The organism is Rummeliibacillus sp. GQ308 (assembly GCF_059759115.1).
Map to the genome: position 1 here is coordinate 898,495 of NZ_JCAXDQ010000001.1, position 21,291 is coordinate 919,785.

Consider the following 21,291-nt stretch of genomic DNA (forward strand, 5'->3'; position numbering starts at 1 on the left):
CTCTACTGGTGGTGGTTAATTTGACAATAAAGTCTGACCAGCGTCATCTCTATCTTCAAGTGATCGATCATCTTAAGGCAGACATAGAAAAAGGGATTTACAAAGAAAATGAAAAACTACCATCTGAATTTGAGTTGTCGAAGACACTTGGGGTAAGTCGTGCGACGCTTCGGGAAGCACTAAGACTTTTGGAAGAAGAAAATATTATTGTTAGAAGACATGGTGTGGGAACCTTTGTGAATCCAAAGCCCATATTTACTTCAGGCATTGAACAGTTATCAAGTATTTCTTCTATGATAGAAGATGCAGGTATGCAGCCCGGTACAGTCTATTTAAACTCTACCGAGCTGCTTCCGAATGACGAAGATTTAAAACGCTTTCAATGTGATGCTGGCGATCCGATAATTACGATTGAACGGGTCCGTACAGCTGACGATAACCCTGTGGTATATTGTATCGACCAAGTACCTTCAAACTATTTGCCGAAAGATTTTTTGAAAAGACGCAATCTATCGATATTTCAAGCATTAGAAGAATCAGGGGACATACATGTTGCTTATGCGGTCACTTATATTGATCCGATTGGCTATCATGGGCACGTTTCGCCTATCTTAGAATGCGGACGCGAGACAGCTCTCTTGTTGCTGAAGCAGTTCCATTATGATGAACAAGAACGGCTGGTCTTATATTCGAAAAACTATTTTAGAGCTGATAAATTCAGCTTCCATGTAATACGTAAACGCGTATAAATGTATTCATTCCTGCTATCGTCAACAACAAATTTAATTAATTTACTTTTTGGGAGGATTTCAAGTGAAAAAGCGTAAAATTGGTTTAGCACTTTCTGCACTTCTAGCTTCTGGTACATTGCTTGCAGCATGTGGATCAGACAAAGGGGACGAATCGAAAAAAAGCGGTAGCGATAAAGATAAATTCTCAGTAGCAATGGTTACTGATATCGGTGGTATCGATGACCGTTCATTCAACCAATCAACTTGGGAAGGTATCGAGAAGTTTGGTGAAGAGAATGGAATGAAAAAAGGTAACGGTGGCTTCGACTACCTTCAATCAGCTTCTGAAAGTGATTACAATACAAACCTTAACAACCTTGTTCGCCGTAATTTCGATTTAGTATATGCTGTAGGTTTCAATTTGCATGATGCTACATCTGAAGTTGCAAAACAACAAAAAGACGCTAAATTTGCCATTATTGACTCAGTTATTGAAGGTCAAGATAACGTTGCATCAATCATGTTCCGTGCTAACGAAGCTTCATACCTAGCAGGTGCTGCAGCTGCTTTACAATCCAAAACAGGTAAAATCGGATTTATCGGCGGTGTAGAAGGCGATATTATCGGTGGATTCGAAGCTGGCTTTGTTGCAGGCGCTAAAGCTGCAAATCCAAAAGTAAAAATTGATATCCAATATGCAGGTTCATTCGGTGATGCTTCTAAAGGTCAAGCAATCGCAAAACGTATGTATGATTCAGGCACAGACATTATCATGCATGCTGCAGGCGGTACAGGAAACGGCCTATTCACTGAAGCAAAAGAACGCAAGAAAAAAGATGCTAAGGCTGATGTATGGGTAATCGGTGTAGACCGTGACCAATACGATGAAGGAAAAGTGAATGATAAAACAAACATCACTTTAACTTCTGTTCTTAAACGTGTTGATACTGCTGCTGAAAAAGTATCTAAAGATACTAAAGACGGCAAATTCCCTGGCGGCAAAACAATTACATTTGGTCTAAAAGACAAAGGTGTTGACTTAGCTGACGACCATGGCGTATTTACTGACGACACTAAGAAGAAAATTGATGAATTCAAAGAAAAAATTATTAGCGGCGACATTACAGTTCCAGAAAAACCTGAAAAATAGTGTCACCTTCATATCATAAAGGCCAGTTATTGGTCTTTATGATCTTTTTATCTATTTTTTAGTTTAAAGATTAATAGACGAAGGGTTTCGAAGAGCCTTTTTACAATACCCTTATTCTTATTTTTTTGAACATTTTTTATACTGCTAGATTGTGAATAAATGTTTGAAAATAAAATAGTCTCTTCAATTCCTTCTTGTGTTAATTTTTTAACCAAAGATTTTAATTGATATACCGTCATATTATATTGATCGATTAAGGGAGTGAGCAAAATGGATTATGTCATTGAGATGCTTGGAATACGCAAACAATTTGGCGATTTCGTAGCAAATGATAATATTACTCTTCAACTTAAGAAGGGTGAAATACATGCGTTATTAGGAGAAAATGGCGCAGGGAAATCGACGCTGATGAACGTGTTATTCGGTCTATATCAACCGGAAGCGGGAGTTATTAAAGTGAATGGTAAAGAGGTCAAGATTACCGATCCAAATAAGGCTAATGATCTTGGGATTGGGATGGTACACCAACACTTTATGTTAGTCGAAAACTTTACGGTAACTGAAAATATCATTTTGGGTAGTGAACCGACAAAAATGGGTTTAGTTAATATCCGAGATGCTGCAAAGAAAGTTCAGCAGTTATCTGAAAAGTACGGATTAAATGTTGATCCATATGCGAAAATTGAAGATATTTCGGTTGGTATGCAACAACGTGTCGAAATTTTAAAGACGCTCTACCGCGGAGCTGAAATGTTAATCTTTGACGAACCGACTGCATCATTAACACCACAAGAAATCAATGAATTGATACAAATTATGAAACGCTTGATTAAAGAAGGCAAATCTATCATTTTAATCACTCACAAATTAAAAGAAATTATGGATGTATCAGATAGAGTAACCATTATCCGTAAAGGGCAAGGGATTGGCACTGTTACTACTGCAGAAACAAATCCGGACCAACTGGCTGAAATGATGGTAGGTCGTCAGGTTGTATTTAAAACGGAAAAAACAACTGCTCATCCAAAAGATGTAGTACTGAACATTGAGAACTTAACTGTCCAAGATAATCGTGGAATTGATCGTGTTAAAGATTTGTCTTTAGCTGTAAGAGCTGGTGAGATAGTTGGTATTGCTGGTATAGACGGCAATGGACAATCAGAGTTAATTGAAGCGATCACTGGGCTTCGTAAAGTGAAAAGTGGCCAAATAGCGCTTAACGGCAAGGATATTACCGGCAAGAAACCACGTAAAATCACGGAATCAGGGATTGGTCATATTCCGCAAGACCGTCATAAACATGGCTTAGTACTTGATTTTCCAATTGGACATAATATCGTCTTGCAAACGTATTACCAATCACCTGTATCAAAGGGTGGCATTATTGATTACAAACGTGTTAATAGCATTGCACGCAATATTATTGAGGAATATGACGTGCGTACACCAAGTGAAATGACGCAGGCGAGAGCACTATCAGGTGGTAACCAGCAAAAAGCGATTATCGGCCGAGAAATTAATCGAGATCCAGATCTTTTGATCGCTGCGCTACCAACTCGTGGACTTGATGTAGGGGCGATTGAATTTATCCATAAGCGTTTAATTGAACAACGTGATAAAGGCAAAGCGGTATTATTGATTTCATTTGAATTGGATGAGGTAATGAATGTCTCTGATAACATCGCTGTAATTCACGATGGATCGATTATTGATACCGTTTCGCCAAAAGAAACAACAGAGCAAGAATTGGGCCTATTAATGGCTGGTCATTCACTTGGCCATAGTGAAAAGGTAGGTGACGCATAGTGTCTAAAAGAGTAGTAAATATTCTAGTTCCACTTATTTCGATTGTGTTAGGTTTAATTATTGGCGCAATCGTCATGCTTATTAGCGGTTTTAACCCAGTGGATGGTTACATCGCTCTGTGGAACGGGGTATTCGGCAGCAGTTATAACATGGGCGAAACAGTTCGCCAGATCACGCCGTATGTGTTCGCCGGTTTGGCAGTAGCATTCGCGTTTCGTACAGGATTATTTAACATCGGGGTAGAAGGCCAACTGATCGTAGGTTGGTTAGCAGCAGCTTATGTTGGCTCTGCTTTCGACCTTCCCAACATTATTCATCTACCATTAGCTTTGCTTGCAGCAGCTGCTGCAGGTGCCCTATGGGCGTTTATTCCAGGCCTTTTGAAGGCTAAATTACAGGTCCATGAAGTTATCGTTACCATTATGATGAACTATATTGCATTGCATGTAGCCAATGCGACTATATCTGCATTATCTGATGGCGGCGATAAGACAGAAAAAATTCACGATTCTGCTTCACTTCGTTCTCCTTTCTTTGAATCTCTTACTGATTATTCAAGATTGCATTGGGGTTTTCTAATTGCCCTAATTGCGGTGTTAATCATGTGGTTTATTTTAGAGAAGACAACACAAGGCTATGAATTAAAATCAGTCGGTTTTAACCAAAATGCTTCAGAATATGCTGGTATGAATGTTAGCAAAAATATCATTCTAGCAATGGTTATCTCAGGAGCTTTTGCAGGTCTTGGAGGCGCTATGGAGGGCCTAGGTACCTTCGGTAATATTACTAAAATGACAGGCTTTACTGGTATTGGTTTTGATGGGATTGCTGTTGCATTGCTTGGAGCAAACCAGCCATTTGGCGTACTACTTGGCGCAATACTTTTTGGCGGATTAAAAAATGGCGGTCTCAATATGCCGAATGAAGCTGGCATACCAGTGGAAATCGTATCCATTGTTATTGCATTAATTATCTTCTTCGTAGCATCAGGTTATATTATTCGTGTGGGCTTAGACCGTTTAAGCAAGAAAAAAAAGGAGGGAAAATAACATGAGCTTTTTAGATGTGTTATATTTTATTATTCCTTCTGCAATCTACTATGCAGCACCATTGATCATGACAGCCATAGGCGGCGTATTTACTGAACGATCAGGCGTTGTCAATATTGGACTTGAAGGGGTTATGATTATCGGCGCATTCAGCAGTATTGTATTCAACTTAAAGTATGCTGCTACACTTGGCGGATGGACGCCATGGGTTGGCCTGCTCGTTGCATTGGCTGTAGGTGCGGTCTTTTCTTTAATCCTTGCTGTTGCAGCTGTTTCATTCCGAGCTGACCAAACAGTAGCAGGGGTTGCGCTAAACTTATTAGGATTAGCAGTAGCTGTTTTCTCTATTAAAATGATTTATGATAAAGGACAAACAGATTCAATTTCTGAACGTTTCTCTCGTTTTGATATACCGGTTTTAAAGGACATCCCACTGCTTGGAAAAATGTTCTTTACAGATGTATACGGTACGTCCATCTTTGCGATTGTCGTAGCGTTTATTGCATGGTTTATTATTTATAAAACACCTTTTGGCTTACGCCTACGTTCTGTTGGGGAGCACCCAATGGCAGCTGATACAATGGGTGTTAATGTTACCAAAATGCGTTATATTGCAGTAATGATTTCTGGTGCATTAGGTGGTATTGGTGGGGCGATTTACGCTCAAGCAATCGCTGGGAACTTCAGCGCGACAACCATTAGCGGTCAAGGTTTCATGGCACTTGCTGCTATGATCTTTGGTAAATGGCATCCACTAGGCGCTCTTGGGGCTGCGCTATTCTTTGGTCTAGCACAATCGTTAAGTATTGCTGGTGCTTCAATCCCTTATGTAAAAGATGTGCCTCAAGTTATTCTATTAATCTTGCCTTACGTTTTAACAATACTAGCACTTGCTGGATTTATTGGAAAAGCCAAAGCACCAAAAGCTTCGGGTACACCATATATTAAAGGCAAAAGATAATTTAAAAGAGACTATGCAGTCGTTGTACTGTGTAGTCTTTTTTTTTGTGGAAATCATAAGTGTATTTCCGGTTAGTAGTTTATTAGTATTTCTACCTACTGATAAAGAAACCATTAGTTGTTGATTGTCATCTTCTAACTCAGTTAATACTGTCCAAGAACTCTAAGCAACATCCATAATTCATCTCATTTACAATAGTTGCAATTTTATTCAATTGGCATGTATAGTTGGAGTAATGGATTGTTATATTAATTAGATAGGAGGGGTTTGAATGTTTAAAACGACAGAAATAGCAAAAGACGTTTATATTCATACAAGATCAACTGATCAATTCAAAACCATTAATTTTTCAATTAAATTCCGTAGGCCTTTACAAGTGGAAGAGGCAGCAGAAAGAACTGTATTAACAAATGTTTTACAACACAGTAACGCCAAGTACCCATCACCTGCAAGTATGAGAATGCATTTAGATGATTTATATGGAACAGTCCTTTACCTAGATACAACGAAAAAAGGCAATGAACATACAGTATTGTTAAATGTTGAAACGGTTAATGACCACTATTTACAACACGGTGATGTGCTGGACCATGTATTAGAATTGATGAACACGGTCCTATTCGACCCTAACTTTGTAAATGGAGAATTCAAAGAAAATATCGTAGCACGTGAAAAAGAAATGGTGAGAGAACGGATTCAATCTATTTTTGATGAAAAATCACGTTATGCTCAAAATCGCTTAAATCACTTTTTGGCACCTGACCATCCTGCTTCTATTTCTGCAAATGGCACAATCCCTGCAGTTGAAGCGATTACACCCCAATCATTAACTAATACATATCAACGCATGATTGCTGAAGATGTGATTGATATATATGTAGTTGGCGATATCGACGAAGAGAAAATGATAGCTGAATTGAAAACAGCCTTACCATTCCAAGATCGCAAAGCCCCTTTCCAACAGAATGAATTGCCAAAAATCCAGCCAACAGAATCTTATGTGCATGAAAAACAAGAAATGAAACAAGGCAAATTGCATATTGGTTTTACTGTACCTGTTTTCTTTACTGATGCTGATTTCCCGAAAATGCAAATTTTCAATGGCATCTTTGGTGGCTACCCACATTCAAAATTATTTATGAATGTTCGTGAAAAAGAGAGTATGGCCTATTACTGCTCAAGTTCGTATTCTGCACAATATGGCTTGGTTTATGTGATGTCAGGCATTGATACTGAAAACGAGAAAAAAGCGACACAATTAATCGACGAACAATTAGAGGCCATGTCTCGTGGTGAAATTACAGACTTGGAAATAAGCCAAACAAAAGCAATGCTTCAAAACCAATTAAAAGAAGCGTTGGATTCAGCGCGTGGTCAAATCGAAATTTACGATCAATACAAAGAATTAGATCCAGTATTCAAAGTGGAGCATTGGCAGGAAAAATGGAAAGCCGTGACAAAGGAAGATATAGTCGATATGGCAAAGCAATTGCATAAAGAAACCGTCTATTTCTTAAGTGGAATGGAGGAGAAAAAATAATGGAACCAATTTATTTTGAGCAATTAGATGAGACGCTTTATTATGAAAAGCTTGAAAATGGTCTAGACGTTTATATTTTGCCGAAAAAAGGATTTTCTAAAACGTTTGTAACCTTTACTACAAAATACGGTTCAGTGGACCGCTCGTTTGTACCGCTTGGTGAAAAAGAGGCTGTTACAGTCCCTGATGGCATTGCGCACTTTTTAGAACATAAGATGTTTGAAAAAGAAGATGGAGATGTCTTTCAAAAGTTTAGCCAATATGGTGCTTCGGCAAATGCCTTTACGTCATTTACAAGAACTGCTTATTTATTCTCAGCTACTAATAATGTCAAAGAGAGTACAGAAACTTTATTAGATTTTGTCCAAGAACCATACTTTACAGAGAAAACTGTAAATAAGGAAAAAGGTATTATCGGGCAAGAAATCACCATGTATGATGACCAGCCTGATTGGCGCTTATACTTTGGTACAATTGAAAATATGTTTAAAGAACATCCTGTAAAGATTGATATTGCGGGAACTGTAGAATCTATTGATAAAATTACGGCAGAACATTTATACACTTGCTACCACACGTTCTATCATCCATCCAATATGCTGTTATTTGCAATTGGTGCACTTGAGCCAGAAGAAATGCTTGATCTCATCAAGAGTAACCAAGCTAAAAAGACTTTTGAAAAACCTGAAGAAATTAAACGAATCGAAGTATCAGAACCAAAAGAAGTTGCGATTCCTGAACGAACTCTTCATATGGATGTATCAAAGTCTAAGGTATCTGTCGGGTTGAAAGCGAAAGAAACAGATTTGTCTGGTCGTGAGATGCTAAAAAATGAACTTGCTATTAGTTTAGCTTTAGACGTTTTGTTTGGCCGCTCATCTGATTTTTATACAAAAGTTTATGATGAAGGTTTAATCGACGAATCCTACTCCTATGACTTTTCATTGGAACATGGTTTTGGGTTTGCTATGATTAGCTCCGATACACATAAGCCAGATAAATTAGTGGAAGCGATTAAAGACCAATTACAGAAAGCGGAAGAAAAGTGGCCGTTTGGTGAAGAAGAATTAGAAAGGGTAAAACGCAGACGAATCGGCTTTAACCTAAGAGCTCTTAATTCGATTGAGTATATCGCTAATCAATTTACGCGTTATAAATTTAATGAAATGAATCTGTTTGATTCGGTAGAAGTCATTGAAGAATTGAACGTGTCTGATGTTCAAAAAGCGTTCCAATCCTTGCAAGGTGAATCTCAACAAACTGTATTTACGATATTGCCGCTTTCAAAAGAAAAAGAAGAATCCAAATGAAAAAATTTGCATTAGTATTAGGCGCTTCCGGTTCAATCGGGAGTGCCATTTGTAGTGAGTTGGCAGCGAACGGCTGGTCTTTATATATGCAATATAACCACAATGTCGCGGGGATGCAGCAGCTGGCTGAAGAATTGATTCAACAGTATCCCAAGCAAGAATTCATGCCGATACGAGCTGATTTATCAAAAGAAGAAGCAGCTGAACAAATTAGCCAGTCGATTTTTACAATACATGCTATAGTCATTGCTAGCGGCCATGCGCTATACAAGCTTTGTGAAGATACCGATGCAAATGAAATGGGTTATCTTTTTCAAGTGCATGTTGAAACACCAATACAGTTAATAGGGATTCTATCTCAAAAATTACGCCAGCATGAGATTAGTTATGTTACTTTTATTGGTTCTATTTGGGGAGAGGCAGGCGGATCATTTGAATCTGTGTACTCCGCAGCAAAAGGAGCAATCCATACGTTTGTGAAAGCATATGCAAAAGAAGTTGCATATAATGGCATTCGTGTAAATGCTGTGGCTCCTGGTTTTATCGAGACCAAAATGAATGGACATTTATCGGAAGATGAGAAGGCTAGTCTAATAGAAGAAATCCCATTAGCACGTGGAGGGAAACCAGAGGAGGTCGCATATTTGGTCGATTTTTTACTATCTGGCAAAGCGGATTACATGACAGGCCAAATACTTCGATTAAATGGTGGCTGGTATATTTAATGATTGCTTACAACCTAAAGGTGCAGACATATATGGTATATATTTGGAGGGTCTGTTACCTTTTTTAGAATTATAAAAAGCTTCACTTATTACCTCAAGTAATTCCTCTCATTTCAATTTAATAATAAAAGACTTTACATGAGGGAATATTAGTATCAAATATTATGAAATGCATATAGAAGACTTTCTAATTTTTTGTAATATAGAGTACTATTCGTCCTTAGTTATTGTTTGCTTTAGATTACAATATTTCCATAAATTTATTTATAGCTAAGACTTTTATCTTTCATTTCTTCCCGAATGGAAAAAACGTCAAACAAGGCTCTTGTCGTCAATTAAAATACTTGAGTGGAAAAAGGGGGAATTCTCTCTCTTTTTCTTTTCTTATGTAGAAAAATCGGCTATTATGGAACATAGAAAAGGTATCATGCGTCTTTTAATAGAAGGGAACGTTGAATGTGAGAGAATGGTATTTTGAATACGAAATACAAATCAACCGCCCCGGATTGCTAGGGGATATTGCATCGCTATTAGGTATGCTGAGAGTGAACATCGTTACTATTAACGGAGTGGACCAAGTCAGGCGCGGAATGCTACTACGTGCTGAAAAGGACGAGCAAATTGAACGTTTTAAAAACATTATTTCAACGATGGAAACGATTAGAGTAACTAAGTTTAGGCAGCCGACAACAAGGGACCGCTTAGCCATTCGACATGGTCGTTATATTCAACGTGAAGCAGATGAAAAAAAGACGTTTCGTTTTGTAAGAGATGAACTTGGTTTGTTGGTCGATTTTTTGGCGGAACTTTATAAAAAAGATGGCCGCAAGTTGATCGGTATACGTGGTATGCCAAGAGTTGGCAAAACTGAATCAATCGTAGCCGCAAGTGTTTCTGCAAATAAACGTTGGCTATTTTTATCGTCTACTATGATAAAACAAACATTACGCAATCGGTTGCTTGGCGATGAATTTAACAGTAACAATGTGTTTATTTTAGATGGCGTGGTGACGAGACGTTCAACAGATGAAGGGCATAAACAGTTAGTACGAGAAATTATGCAATTACCAACAATTATAGTGGTGGAACATCCTGATGTCTTTGTTCAGCAATCCGAATACACAATTGAAGACTTTGACTACATTATCGAACTAAGACATCATCCAGATGAAGAAATTACATATAAGTTGTTGGAGCAGGATAAAGATTTCATGCAAGACCCAAGTAATTTCGGTGGATTTGGAGGATTTAATTTTTAACAGGAAGGTGTATATCATTGACAGAATTAGGAACTCGTTTAAAAGAAGCGAGAATGTCAAAAGGTTATAGTCTGGATGATTTACAGGAAATCACAAAAATCCAAAAAAGGTATTTATCTGCCATTGAAGAAGGCAATTACAGTATTATGCCGGGATCCTTTTATGTGCGGGCTTTCATTAAACAATATGCGGAAGCAGTAGATCTGGATAGCAATGACTTACTAGAAACATATAAAGGTGAAATTCCAGCTAATAAATCTGCAGATCAAAGTGCTGCAACATCTCCTATATCTCAACCTGTACAACGGAGAGCCATGACGAAAAAAGCAGCAAGAAAAAGTGTTGATTGGATGCCGAAAATTATTGTTGCACTATTTATTATTGTTATTATTGTCTCCATTTGGTTCTTAAAACAACATAATTTTAAGAGTGATGTGGTAGATGATCCTAAACAAGATGTGAATGTTGAATCAACTGATGTTTCACATAAAAATAAAGCGCAATCATCTCAAAAAGATAACGTAAATAAAGAAAAAGAGAATACAAAAGAAGAAGAAAATACCTCTTCGAAAAAAGAAGAGAAGCCGCTTATCTCCAAAGGTAAATTAGAAAGCGACAATATTACAACCACTTATACTTTAACTGGTACGAAAGATTTGAAAGTAAAAGTAAAAGTGACAGGTAGCACATGGATTGGCATTCAAGATGAAAGCGGTAATGAAATTTCAAGCCAAGCGAAAAATTTTAAAGCTGACCAAATGTACAATAATGGTGATGTCTTAGAGATGGATGCAACAGGTAAGAAAAGCATCAGAGTAAGGCTCGGCGCATCTCCTAATGGTACAATTTATGTGAATAATAAGCAGATTAAGTTTGCAGCATCTCCAACAGAACGCTATACTCAAAATATCGTCATCAAATTGGAGGAAGAGGAATAGTCATCAATAAAAGTGATGATTGTCCTTTGCAAGAAAGGTGAATTACATGAATATACCTAATAGAATTACAGTGTCTCGTGTATGTCTCATTCCGATATTTGTAATAATAATGGTAATCGACTTTCATTGGGGCAATTTGACTATGTTAGGGGCTACGATGCCAGTAGAGCATTTAGTCGGAGCTTTAATCTTTATTATTGCGTCATTGACGGACTGGATTGACGGGTATTATGCAAGAAAATACAATCTAGTGACAAACTTAGGGAAGTTTTTAGATCCGTTAGCAGATAAATTGCTAGTATCCTCTGCTTTCATTTTATTGGTTGGTTTGGACTATGCTCCTGCATGGGTCATCATCATTATTATCAGCCGAGAATTTGCAGTTACAGGCTTGCGCTTAATTTGTGCAGAACATGGTGAAGTAGTTGCTGCTAATCAGTTAGGCAAAATTAAAACTTGGACACAAATTTTAGCTATTGCCTTCCTATTGCTTCATAATATTATTTTTGCTATGTGGGGCATTCCTTTTGATCAAATTATGTTGTATGTGGCCCTTATCTTTACGATTTGGTCTGGACTCGACTATTTCTGGTTAAATCGAAAAATTTTGTTAGAATCTAAATAGCGGTTTATTTCAAACTTAATAAGGAAATACTATAAAGACTCATTTTGTCCTGTTGCTTGCAGCAGTACAACCACTAACGTGGCGTTCCATATACTGAACGGTGAGTCTTTTTACTAATGAAGAGATGTCTAAGGAGATGAATTTAGATGAATGCAGAAATTATTGCTGTGGGTTCTGAATTATTGTTAGGTCAAATAACTAATTCAAACGCACGGTTTATTTCAAGTCAATTAGCTGAAATCGGAATAAATGTTTATTATCATACTGTTGTAGGTGACAATCCAAATCGACTACTTGATGCAATTACTATTGCAGAAAATCGCTCGGACCTTATTATTTTTTCAGGTGGATTAGGACCTACGAAGGATGACTTAACAAAGGAAACAATCGCAAAGCATTTACATATTGAACTCGAAGAAGACAAGGATGCAATGAAAAGCATAGTTGAATTCTTCCAAAACCAAAACAAACCAATGACTGAAAATAATCGCAAACAAGCTCTTGTTCTTAAAGGCTCGCATGTTTTAGCTAATAAAAATGGCATGGCTCCTGGCATGATGTATACAGCGAGCAATCACACTTACATTCTTTTACCTGGCCCGCCGAAGGAAATTGAACCCATGTTCCAATTCGAAGCAAAGCCATTGCTTACTTCTCTTGTTTCAAAAGGCCAAATTGTTTCTCACGTGCTTCGTTTTTACGGAATAGGCGAGGCTGAATTAGAAGATAAGCTTCAACATTTACTAGAAAACCAAACGAATCCAACGCTAGCACCATTAGCTTCTGATGGTGAAGTGACAATACGCATTACAGCGAATGCCGACACGACGGAAGAGGCATGGAAAAAAATTCGAGTAGCCAAAGAAGAAATTTTACACATAGCAGGAGATTATTTTTACGGGGTAGACGATGATTCTATATCAAGCGTATTAACTAAAATGCTGATGAAGAATGAATTAACCATCGCTGCTGCTGAAAGTTTAACGGCTGGGCTATTCCAAGCAGAACTGGCTAATAATCCGGGGGTGGGTGAAGCATTACTCGGCGGAATGGTCACATATAATGAGCAAGTAAAAATTAATCAATTAGGCATGGCGAAAGAAGTGATTGAACAGCATGGCGTTGTCAGCAGTGAATGTGCTAGTGAAATGGCGCGTTTAGTGAAGGAGAAATTTGGTTCGACTATTGGCGTTGGCTTAACAGGCGCAGCAGGACCGCAAGCACACGGTAATAAACCAGCTGGTACTGTATGGATTGGTATTGCAATTGGTGATGAGCCTCCGCATACGTATCGCCTCCAATTATCTGGCAGCCGTAATACAAATCGACTTCGTGCAACGAAATCTGCATTCTATCGTTTAATTCAGCTATTAATTGAAAAGGGCTATGAAAGAGCCTAAAAGATTTCAACTAAAAAACGCTAAAATTGAATTCTATATTCAATTTAGCGTTTGGTTTTTAAAAGTGTACATTTTAACGAATAAATGTTCGCTTTTTTCTTGTGTTTTTCTCAGAAAAGAAGTATAGTAGGTTTAGAAATAAAAAAGTGTTCTTAATAGGAGGAAACAGAGTGGACGAACGGAAAGCGGCATTAGATATGGCCTTAAAACAAATTGAAAAACAATTTGGTAAAGGCTCTGTAATGAAATTAGGCGAGCAAGCAGATCGTAAAGTTTCTACATCTTCTACTGGATCTTTAGCTCTTGATACAGCACTTGGAGTGGGTGGCTATCCCCGCGGCCGTGTGATAGAAATATATGGACCAGAAAGCTCTGGTAAAACAACAGTAGCACTTCATGCCATTGCAGAAGTACAAGCAAATGGAGGACAAGCAGCTTTCATAGATGCAGAGCATGCGCTTGATCCAGTTTATGCGTCCAAACTAGGCGTAAACATTGATGAATTATTGCTTTCTCAACCAGATACAGGTGAGCAAGCACTAGAAATTGCAGAAGCACTAGTTCGCAGTGGTGCTATTGATATTATTATAATCGACTCTGTTGCTGCTCTTACACCAAAAGCAGAAATTGAAGGCGAGATGGGTGATTCCCATGTCGGTTTGCAAGCGCGTTTGATGTCTCAAGCATTGCGTAAGCTATCCGGTATTATTAATAAATCAAATACAATTGCCATCTTCATTAACCAAATCCGTGAAAAAATCGGTGTAATGTTTGGGAACCCTGAAACTACACCAGGCGGAAGAGCGCTTAAGTTCTATTCATCAGTTCGTTTAGAGGTGCGTCGTGCTGAAACAATTAAGCAAGGTAATGATATGGTCGGTAACCGTACTAAAATCAAAGTAGTAAAAAATAAAGTAGCTCCACCTTTTAAAACTGCAGAAGTTGATATTATGTATGGCGAAGGAATCTCTAAAGAGGGAGAAATCATCGATATCGGCGTAGAAAAAGATATCGTACAAAAGAGCGGCTCATGGTATGCGTATGAAGATGAACGTTTAGGCCAAGGTCGTGAAAATGCAAAACAATTCCTTAAAGAGAATTCAGAAGTACGTGAAGAAATTGCACAAAAAATTCGGGTTGCTTCAGGTATTGGTGAGCAAGAATATGAAGTTATCGAAGAACCAGAAGAAAATCCTACTCTATTTGAAGAGTAATAATATTACTGTGAAGGCCTCTTATTAAAAGAGGCCTTTTTAGCTAGGAGAAATATAGGATTTTAATCACAGAATTATTAGTATTTTTGGGTATCCAAAAACTGTGAATCCTTGACAGGTCTATCTATCAACTATACAATTAATATGTATTATTTCTAAATTTGAAATGAAATTGGCGCTATATTGTTAACTCAATGTAAAGCCGACTAAAAGAAAATATCAATAACTCAAGGGGAGGTGTTCGAATGATAGAAATAGTCATCTCCGCTTTGATTGGACTGATCGTCGGTGCAGCTGTGATCTATTTTATTACGAAAAAGGTGAATGATTCAAAAGTGACAGGTGCAAAGGGCACTGCAGAACTAATTGTTGAAGAAGGTAAAAGGGAAGCAGAGGCTCTGAAGAAAGAAGCATTACTTGAAGCAAAAGATGAAACTCACAAACTTCGAACTGAAGCAGAAAATGACATCCGCGAACGCCGTTCAGAACTTACGAAACAAGAAAACCGTTTATTGCAAAGAGAAGAGAATCTTGATCGTAAGGATGAAGCGCTTAACAAGAGAGAATCTGGTTTAGAGCGTAAGGAAGAGGCGTTAGTAGAAAGACAACAGCATATTGTACAGATGGAAAGCAAAGCGGAAGAGCTTGTTGCTAAACAACAATCTGAAATCGAACGCATTTCAGCATTAACACGTGAAGATGCAAGAACGATTATATTAGAAGAAGTAGAAAATGAGTTAACAACTGATATTGCCGTTATGACTAAAGAAGCAGAAACACGTGCAAAGGAAGATGCTGACAAAAAGGCACGAGAAATTTTATCATTAGCGATACAGCGTTTTGCAGCAGATCATGTGGCAGAAACCACTGTATCGGTTGTAAACTTGCCTAACGATGAAATGAAAGGCCGCATTATCGGGCGTGAAGGCCGTAATATCCGTACGCTTGAAACGCTTACTGGTATTGATTTAATCATTGATGATACGCCAGAAGCAGTTATTTTATCTGGTTTCGATCCAATCCGCCGTGAAACAGCAAGATTGGCACTTGAAAAATTAGTTCAAGATGGACGAATTCATCCAGCTCGCATAGAAGAGATGGTAGAAAAGTCTCGTCGTGAAATTGATGAACAAATTCGCGAAACAGGTGAACAGACTACTTTTGAAGTAGGAATTCATAATCTTCATCCTGATTTAATGAAAATCCTTGGTCGCATGAAATACCGGACAAGCTATGGCCAAAATGTATTAAAACACTCAATAGAAGTGGCACATTTAGCTGGATTAATGGCAGCCGAATTAGGTGAAGATGTGACGTTGGCAAAACGTGCTGGTCTCCTTCATGATATCGGAAAAGCGATTGACCATGAAGTAGAAGGAAGCCATGTTGAAATCGGTGTTGAATTAGCAACAAAATACCATGAACATCCAGTCGTGATTAATAGTATCGCTTCACATCATGGTGATACAGAGCCAACATCCGTTATTGCAGTCATCGTTGCAGCAGCTGATGCTTTATCTGCTGCGCGTCCTGGAGCACGAAGTGAGACGCTAGAAAACTATATTAGACGTTTAGAAAAACTAGAAGAAATTTCAGAGTCTTACGAAGGCGTGGAAAAATCATTTGCCATTCAAGCTGGCCGCGAAATCCGTATTATTGTACGTCCGGATCAAGTGGATGATTTGGCTTCACACCGCCTAGCACGTGATATTCGAAAAAGAATTGAAGACGAACTAGATTATCCAGGCCACATCAAAGTTACTGTTATTCGCGAGACGCGGGCAGTAGACTACGCAAAATAAAAGAGAGCATTACATCATCTCTTGCTATAGCTATAAAGTGGAACGATAAACGAAATCATTTCTAACTTTTTACAAACTAAACTAAATGACAAAAGGCTTCTTAGATCTTCGGTCGAGAAGCCTTTTTTTATGGAATGGGTGGAACAATGAAAATTTTATTTATAGGAGATATAGTGGGAGATATAGGATTGGAGGCTGTTCAATATTATTTGCCTCGTTTGAAAAGAAAATATCAAGTAGACGTTGTGATAGCAAATGGAGAAAATGCAGCAAAAGGTAAAGGCATAACAAAACGAATCTATCAGGATTTACTGATGATGGGTATAGATGTTATCACTATGGGCAATCATACATGGGATCAAAAAGAAATATTTGATTTTATAGATGATGTCGATTATTTAATACGTCCTGCTAATTTTTCTGAAGAGGCGCCGGGCAAAGGGATGGTTTCAATCACAAAAAACGGGGAAACACTCACTATCATCAATTTGCACGGAAGAACATTTTTGCCACCGCATCAGGACCCTTTTACTATGGGAGAAGAATTAATTAATGAAGCAAAGAAAACTTCTCCTCTTGTTTTCGTTGATTTCCATGCCGAAGCAACTAGCGAAAAAGTGGCATTGGGCTGGCATTTAGATGGAAAAGCCTCAGTTGTTGTTGGAACACACACCCATGTACAAACAGCTGATGAAAGAATTTTGCCGAAGGGTACAGCTTATATTACAGACGTGGGTATGACAGGGCCGTATGATGAGATATTAGGCACTAAGAAGGAAAGTGTGCTTTATCGTTTTAAAACAAATATGCCTGTACGCTTTGAAGTGCCACAAGAAGGCAGAGAAGTATTTAGCGGATTGATTGTTGAGCTGGATACGATAACTGGTAAAGCGAAAAGTATTGAACGAATCTATATTAATGGAGATAAGCCTTTTAAAGGATAAATAAGATTGCCATGACTGTAATTCATAATTTGAAGTCTAACTGGAAGCGAGCGAGCATACAATGCTTCATGGACAATCAAATGTCCCTGATTTTTTCAAACTAAGGGAGGAATAGTTGTGGATTCATTGAAAGTATCATCTCGCTCAAACCCTAATTCTGTGGCAGGAGCATTAGTGGCAGTGATTAGAGAGCAAGGATTTGCAGAAATGCAAGCAGTAGGAGCAGGAGCGCTGAACCAAGCGGTAAAGGCTATTGCTATTGCGCGGGGCTTTGTAGCACCAAGCGGAACAGATTTAACTTGTTCGCCAGCATTTACAGATATTTTAATTGCTGGAGAAGATCGTACAGCATTAAAGCTTCTTGTTGAAAAACGAGTAAGATAGATTGCTAACTTCATTACTTAAGACATTGGGAGATATCCCTTTGTCTTTTTTGCTTTTCAGCGGTTAATTGGCAGATAAAAGTACATAAAGCAATAAAACTTCATTGTGACTCCACCGTTCACTTAAATGTTATATAATGTAAATTAACTAGAATGGGGGATTCGAATGAGCACGCTATTAATTAATGTTGGAATGAGCATTCTTGTGGGAGGAATCTTTATCATTGCTGGACTGATATTGTTGTATAAGCCACCAAAAGATATAAATGGGCTATACGGCTATCGAACAACACGCTCCATGAAAAATAAGGTGCTTTGGAAGGAAGGAAATAAATACAGCGCCAAACTATTAATTTTATATGGTGTTATTCTAATGGTCTTGGACATTGTAGTAAGCTTTGCTTTATCAAATGGTGAGTATACTCTTCTTGTTATTATCGGGTTGATGATAGTATCGTCTATTCTTTTAATTATGGCTGTAGAAAGGAAATTAAAGCAGCTAGAAAAAACTTTGTTAGAATAAATTATTTGTTGCCACTATGTCATTAGTAGGCAGATTAAGCAATAGCTTTTGGCATCATTACATTGAGTACTTAAAACATCTGCGAAAATGTGCTTTCCGTCAAAGGTCTGATTTTAAGCAATTTCATCCCATAACAATAGTTTCAAGCGCTTGTTCGTGTTAAACTTATGTAGGATTATTGCTAAACGTTTGTATATTAAGGAGATGTTAATTGATGTTACATCAGCTTTCATGGAAAGTCGGTGGGCAGCAGGGGGAAGGTATTGAAAGTACCGGCGAGATTTTTTCCACTGCGATGAACCGACTTGGTTACCATTTATACGGATATCGCCATTTCTCTTCTCGTATTAAGGGTGGCCACACAAATAATAAAATCAACGTTCGTACATCGACTGTGCATACGATTCCAGATGATCTGGACATATTGGTTGCGTTTGACCAAGAAACAATCGATGTCAATTATAAAGAATTAAATGAAGCAGGCGTCATTCTGGCTGATGCTAAATTCAAACCAACTAAGCCTGAAGATTGCATAGCTGAACTATATATTGTTCCATTCACAGAAATTGCAACAGAACTAGGGACTTCCCTAATGAAAAACATGGTTGCCATCGGTGCAACTGCTGCTCTTATGAACTTAAAGGATGCAGCATTTCAATCTGTAGTAGATGAAATCTTTGGTCGTAAAGGTGAAACAGTTGTCCAAAAAAACATGGAGGCTATTGCCAAAGGCCATTTAGTGATGAATGATTTATTACAAGATCAAGCAGGGAAATTTGAACTTGAGCCAGGAGATGGCAAACATCGTCTATTTATGATTGGGAATGAAGCCATTGCTCTAGGAGCACTTGCAGCAGGTACTCGTTTTATGGCTGCATATCCAATTACTCCGGCGTCTGAAATTATGGAATATCTTATTAAGAAACTACCTAAATTCGGCGGCACAGTCATCCAAACAGAAGATGAAATCGCAGCAGCTACAATGGCAATAGGAGCAAATTATGGCGGCGTACGAGCATTCACAGCATCAGCTGGTCCTGGTCTTTCATTAATGATGGAAGCGTTAGGCTTAGCAGGCATGACAGAAACACCACTTGTAGTCGTTGATACACAGCGTGGAGGTCCATCAACTGGACTGCCAACAAAACAAGAACAATCCGATTTGATGGCAATGCTTTATGGTACACACGGTGAAATTCCGAAAGTAGTTATCGCACCTTCTACGGGCGAAGAAGCATTTTATGATACAATCCAAGCATTTAATATTGCGGACGAATTACAGCTTCCAGTCATTATTTTGTCTGACTTGCAGCTATCACTAGGTAAACAAACAGTTGAACCGTTTGATTACTCAAAAATTAACATTAGCCGTGGTAAGCTAAATCTTGGTGAATTGCCAGAAATTGAAGATAAACAATACTTCAAACGATATGAAGTGACAGAAGATGGTATCTCAACACGTGTTGTTCCTGGACAGAAATATGGTATCCACCATGTTACAGGCGTAGAGCATAACGAAGAAGGAAAACCTTCTGAAGCAGCTGGTAACCGTAAAAATCAAATGGACAAGCGTTTTAGAAAATTACAGCATGTACATTTTGAGAATCCGGTCTTCAAAGCAGCACCACATGAAGAGGCAGATATATTAATCGTAGGATTTGGCTCAACAAAAGGTGCAATTGAAGAGATTCTTCCAATGCTTGAAGCAGAGGGAATTAAATCAAACCATGCACATATCCGATTAATACATCCATTCCCGGTTGCAGAAATGAAACCGTTAGTAGAAAACGCTAAAAAGATTATTGTTGTTGAAAACAATGCAACAGGCCAACTAGCGAATATTATCAAATTAAACATGGGACACCATGACAAAATCGTCAACTTGACGAAATATGACGGCACACCGTTCTTGCCAAAAGAACTATTTGGCCGTGTAAAGGAGTTGCTAACAGATGGTAACATTTAAGGATTTTCGAAATACAGTAAAGCCTAACTGGTGCCCAGGTTGTGGCGACTTTTCTGTACAAGCTGCTATTCAACGTGCAGCAGCAAATCTTGAAATCGTACCGCATGAATTGGCGGTCGTATCCGGGATAGGCTGTTCTGGACGTCTATCAGGTTATATCAATTCTTATGGTTTGCATGGTATTCATGGTAGAGCATTACCAATTGCACAAGGCCTCAAAATGGCCAATCGTGATTTAAACGTTATCGCAACAGGCGGTGACGGAGATGGTTTTGCTATCGGAATGGGGCATACAATCCATTCGATCCGTCGTAATATTGATATTACTTATGTTGTCATGGACAACCAAATTTATGGCTTAACAAAGGGCCAAACATCTCCTCGCTCAGCTGCAGGATTTGTTACAAAATCTACTCCTGGTGGTGCCATTGAGCCTTCATTAAAACCACTTGAAGTAGCACTATCTTCTGGTGCAACATTTGTAGCTCAAAGTTTTTCGACTGACTTGAAAGAACTAACAGCTATTATTGAAGAAGGAATGAAACATAAAGGTTTTTCTTTTATCAATGTGTTTAGTCCATGTGTTACTTATAATAAAGTGAATACGTATGATTGGTTTAAAGAAAACTTAACAAAACTTTCAAGCATTGAAGGCTATGATAATACAAATCGGGCGGAAGCAATGAAAACTGTCATGGAACATGATGGACTAGTGACAGGTATTATCTATCAAAACAATGAAGAAGAATCTTATCAGGATAAAGTGGAAGGCTACAGTAAAGAACCTTTGAATAAAGCGGACATTATGATGAAAGAAGAACAACTTCAAGAATTGATGAACGACTTTATGTAGTAGCTAACTTTTTAAAAAGAGATCAAGTATTTAACTTGATCTCTTTTTTATTTATTCGAAAAAGAATTTTATGGCGAATAGCCAACATTTCGTACTCTTATCTTGTAGGAAT

19 protein-coding genes are annotated in these 21,291 nt (G+C 38.1%); all 19 read left to right on the plus strand.

Annotated features, from left to right (window positions below; genetic code table 11):
• The first annotated feature begins 20 nt into the window (after nucleotides 1-20).
• The 19 genes from AC6CHJ_RS04270 to AC6CHJ_RS04360 all read left to right on the plus strand — a co-directional run bounded on the left by AC6CHJ_RS04270 (nucleotide 21) and on the right by AC6CHJ_RS04360 (nucleotide 21,179).
• Nucleotides 21-749, plus strand: coding sequence for a GntR family transcriptional regulator (locus tag AC6CHJ_RS04270; protein ID WP_066785771.1), 729 nt, complete (start codon nucleotides 21-23; stop codon nucleotides 747-749).
• A gap of 64 nt (nucleotides 750-813) precedes the next feature.
• Nucleotides 814-1,881: a BMP family lipoprotein gene (locus AC6CHJ_RS04275; protein ID WP_066785773.1), complete on the plus strand. Its 1,068-nt coding sequence runs from the start codon at nucleotides 814-816 to the stop codon at nucleotides 1,879-1,881.
• A gap of 270 nt (nucleotides 1,882-2,151) precedes the next feature.
• Nucleotides 2,152-3,687, plus strand: a complete 1,536-nt coding sequence (locus AC6CHJ_RS04280) for an ABC transporter ATP-binding protein (protein WP_251645691.1) — start codon at nucleotides 2,152-2,154, stop codon at nucleotides 3,685-3,687.
• Nucleotides 3,687-4,736, plus strand: coding sequence for an ABC transporter permease (locus tag AC6CHJ_RS04285; protein WP_498287398.1), 1,050 nt, complete (start codon nucleotides 3,687-3,689; stop codon nucleotides 4,734-4,736). Before AC6CHJ_RS04280 ends, AC6CHJ_RS04285 begins: the two co-directional genes overlap by 1 nt.
• 1 nt (nucleotide 4,737) lies before the next feature.
• Nucleotides 4,738-5,697, plus strand: a complete 960-nt coding sequence (locus AC6CHJ_RS04290) for an ABC transporter permease (protein WP_147194075.1) — start codon at nucleotides 4,738-4,740, stop codon at nucleotides 5,695-5,697.
• Nucleotides 5,698-5,968: 271 nt separating this feature from the next.
• Nucleotides 5,969-7,237 (plus strand): EF-P 5-aminopentanol modification-associated protein YfmF, encoded by a 1,269-nt coding sequence (gene yfmF, locus AC6CHJ_RS04295; RefSeq protein WP_498287400.1) that lies wholly within the window; start codon nucleotides 5,969-5,971, stop codon nucleotides 7,235-7,237.
• Nucleotides 7,237-8,547, plus strand: a complete 1,311-nt coding sequence (gene yfmH / locus AC6CHJ_RS04300) for an EF-P 5-aminopentanol modification-associated protein YfmH (RefSeq protein ID WP_147194072.1) — start codon at nucleotides 7,237-7,239, stop codon at nucleotides 8,545-8,547. The genes yfmF and yfmH overlap by 1 nt, the downstream gene beginning before the upstream one ends.
• Nucleotides 8,544-9,272 (plus strand): elongation factor P 5-aminopentanone reductase, encoded by a 729-nt coding sequence (gene ymfI, locus AC6CHJ_RS04305; RefSeq protein WP_147194070.1) that lies wholly within the window; start codon nucleotides 8,544-8,546, stop codon nucleotides 9,270-9,272. The genes yfmH and ymfI overlap by 4 nt, the downstream gene beginning before the upstream one ends.
• A 458-nt stretch (nucleotides 9,273-9,730) precedes the next feature.
• Nucleotides 9,731-10,531 (plus strand): DUF3388 domain-containing protein, encoded by an 801-nt coding sequence (locus AC6CHJ_RS04310; protein ID WP_066791839.1) that lies wholly within the window; start codon nucleotides 9,731-9,733, stop codon nucleotides 10,529-10,531.
• Between the two features lie 17 nt (nucleotides 10,532-10,548).
• Entirely contained in the window at nucleotides 10,549-11,469 is a 921-nt protein-coding gene (locus tag AC6CHJ_RS04315; RefSeq protein ID WP_147194068.1) for a helix-turn-helix domain-containing protein, read from the plus strand.
• 46 nt (nucleotides 11,470-11,515) lie between these two features.
• Nucleotides 11,516-12,094: a CDP-diacylglycerol--glycerol-3-phosphate 3-phosphatidyltransferase gene (gene pgsA, locus AC6CHJ_RS04320; RefSeq protein ID WP_066785797.1), complete on the plus strand. Its 579-nt coding sequence runs from the start codon at nucleotides 11,516-11,518 to the stop codon at nucleotides 12,092-12,094.
• A gap of 146 nt (nucleotides 12,095-12,240) precedes the next feature.
• Nucleotides 12,241-13,494, plus strand: a complete 1,254-nt coding sequence (locus tag AC6CHJ_RS04325; RefSeq protein ID WP_150283934.1) for a competence/damage-inducible protein A — start codon at nucleotides 12,241-12,243, stop codon at nucleotides 13,492-13,494.
• Nucleotides 13,495-13,664: 170 nt separating this feature from the next.
• Entirely contained in the window at nucleotides 13,665-14,708 is a 1,044-nt protein-coding gene (gene recA, locus AC6CHJ_RS04330) for a recombinase RecA (protein WP_498287402.1), read from the plus strand.
• Between the two features lie 245 nt (nucleotides 14,709-14,953).
• On the plus strand, nucleotides 14,954-16,510 hold the full coding sequence (rny, locus tag AC6CHJ_RS04335; protein ID WP_147194064.1) for a ribonuclease Y: 1,557 nt from the start codon (nucleotides 14,954-14,956) through the stop codon (nucleotides 16,508-16,510).
• A 146-nt stretch (nucleotides 16,511-16,656) separates the two neighbouring features.
• Nucleotides 16,657-17,454 carry a TIGR00282 family metallophosphoesterase gene (locus AC6CHJ_RS04340; protein WP_498287404.1) on the plus strand — a complete coding sequence of 266 codons (798 nt, stop codon included), beginning with the start codon at nucleotides 16,657-16,659 and terminating at the stop codon, nucleotides 17,452-17,454.
• Nucleotides 17,455-17,571: 117 nt separating this feature from the next.
• Complete coding sequence (locus AC6CHJ_RS04345; RefSeq protein WP_066785813.1) at nucleotides 17,572-17,838, plus strand: stage V sporulation protein S; 267 nt, start codon at nucleotides 17,572-17,574, stop codon at nucleotides 17,836-17,838.
• A 165-nt stretch (nucleotides 17,839-18,003) separates the two neighbouring features.
• Nucleotides 18,004-18,360, plus strand: a complete 357-nt coding sequence (locus AC6CHJ_RS04350; protein ID WP_498287406.1) for an SdpI family protein — start codon at nucleotides 18,004-18,006, stop codon at nucleotides 18,358-18,360.
• Between the two features lie 214 nt (nucleotides 18,361-18,574).
• On the plus strand, nucleotides 18,575-20,326 hold the full coding sequence (locus AC6CHJ_RS04355; protein WP_392994556.1) for a 2-oxoacid:acceptor oxidoreductase subunit alpha: 1,752 nt from the start codon (nucleotides 18,575-18,577) through the stop codon (nucleotides 20,324-20,326).
• Entirely contained in the window at nucleotides 20,313-21,179 is an 867-nt protein-coding gene (locus AC6CHJ_RS04360; protein WP_066785824.1) for a 2-oxoacid:ferredoxin oxidoreductase subunit beta, read from the plus strand. The genes AC6CHJ_RS04355 and AC6CHJ_RS04360 overlap by 14 nt, the downstream gene beginning before the upstream one ends.
• Nucleotides 21,180-21,291: the final 112 nt, after the last annotated feature.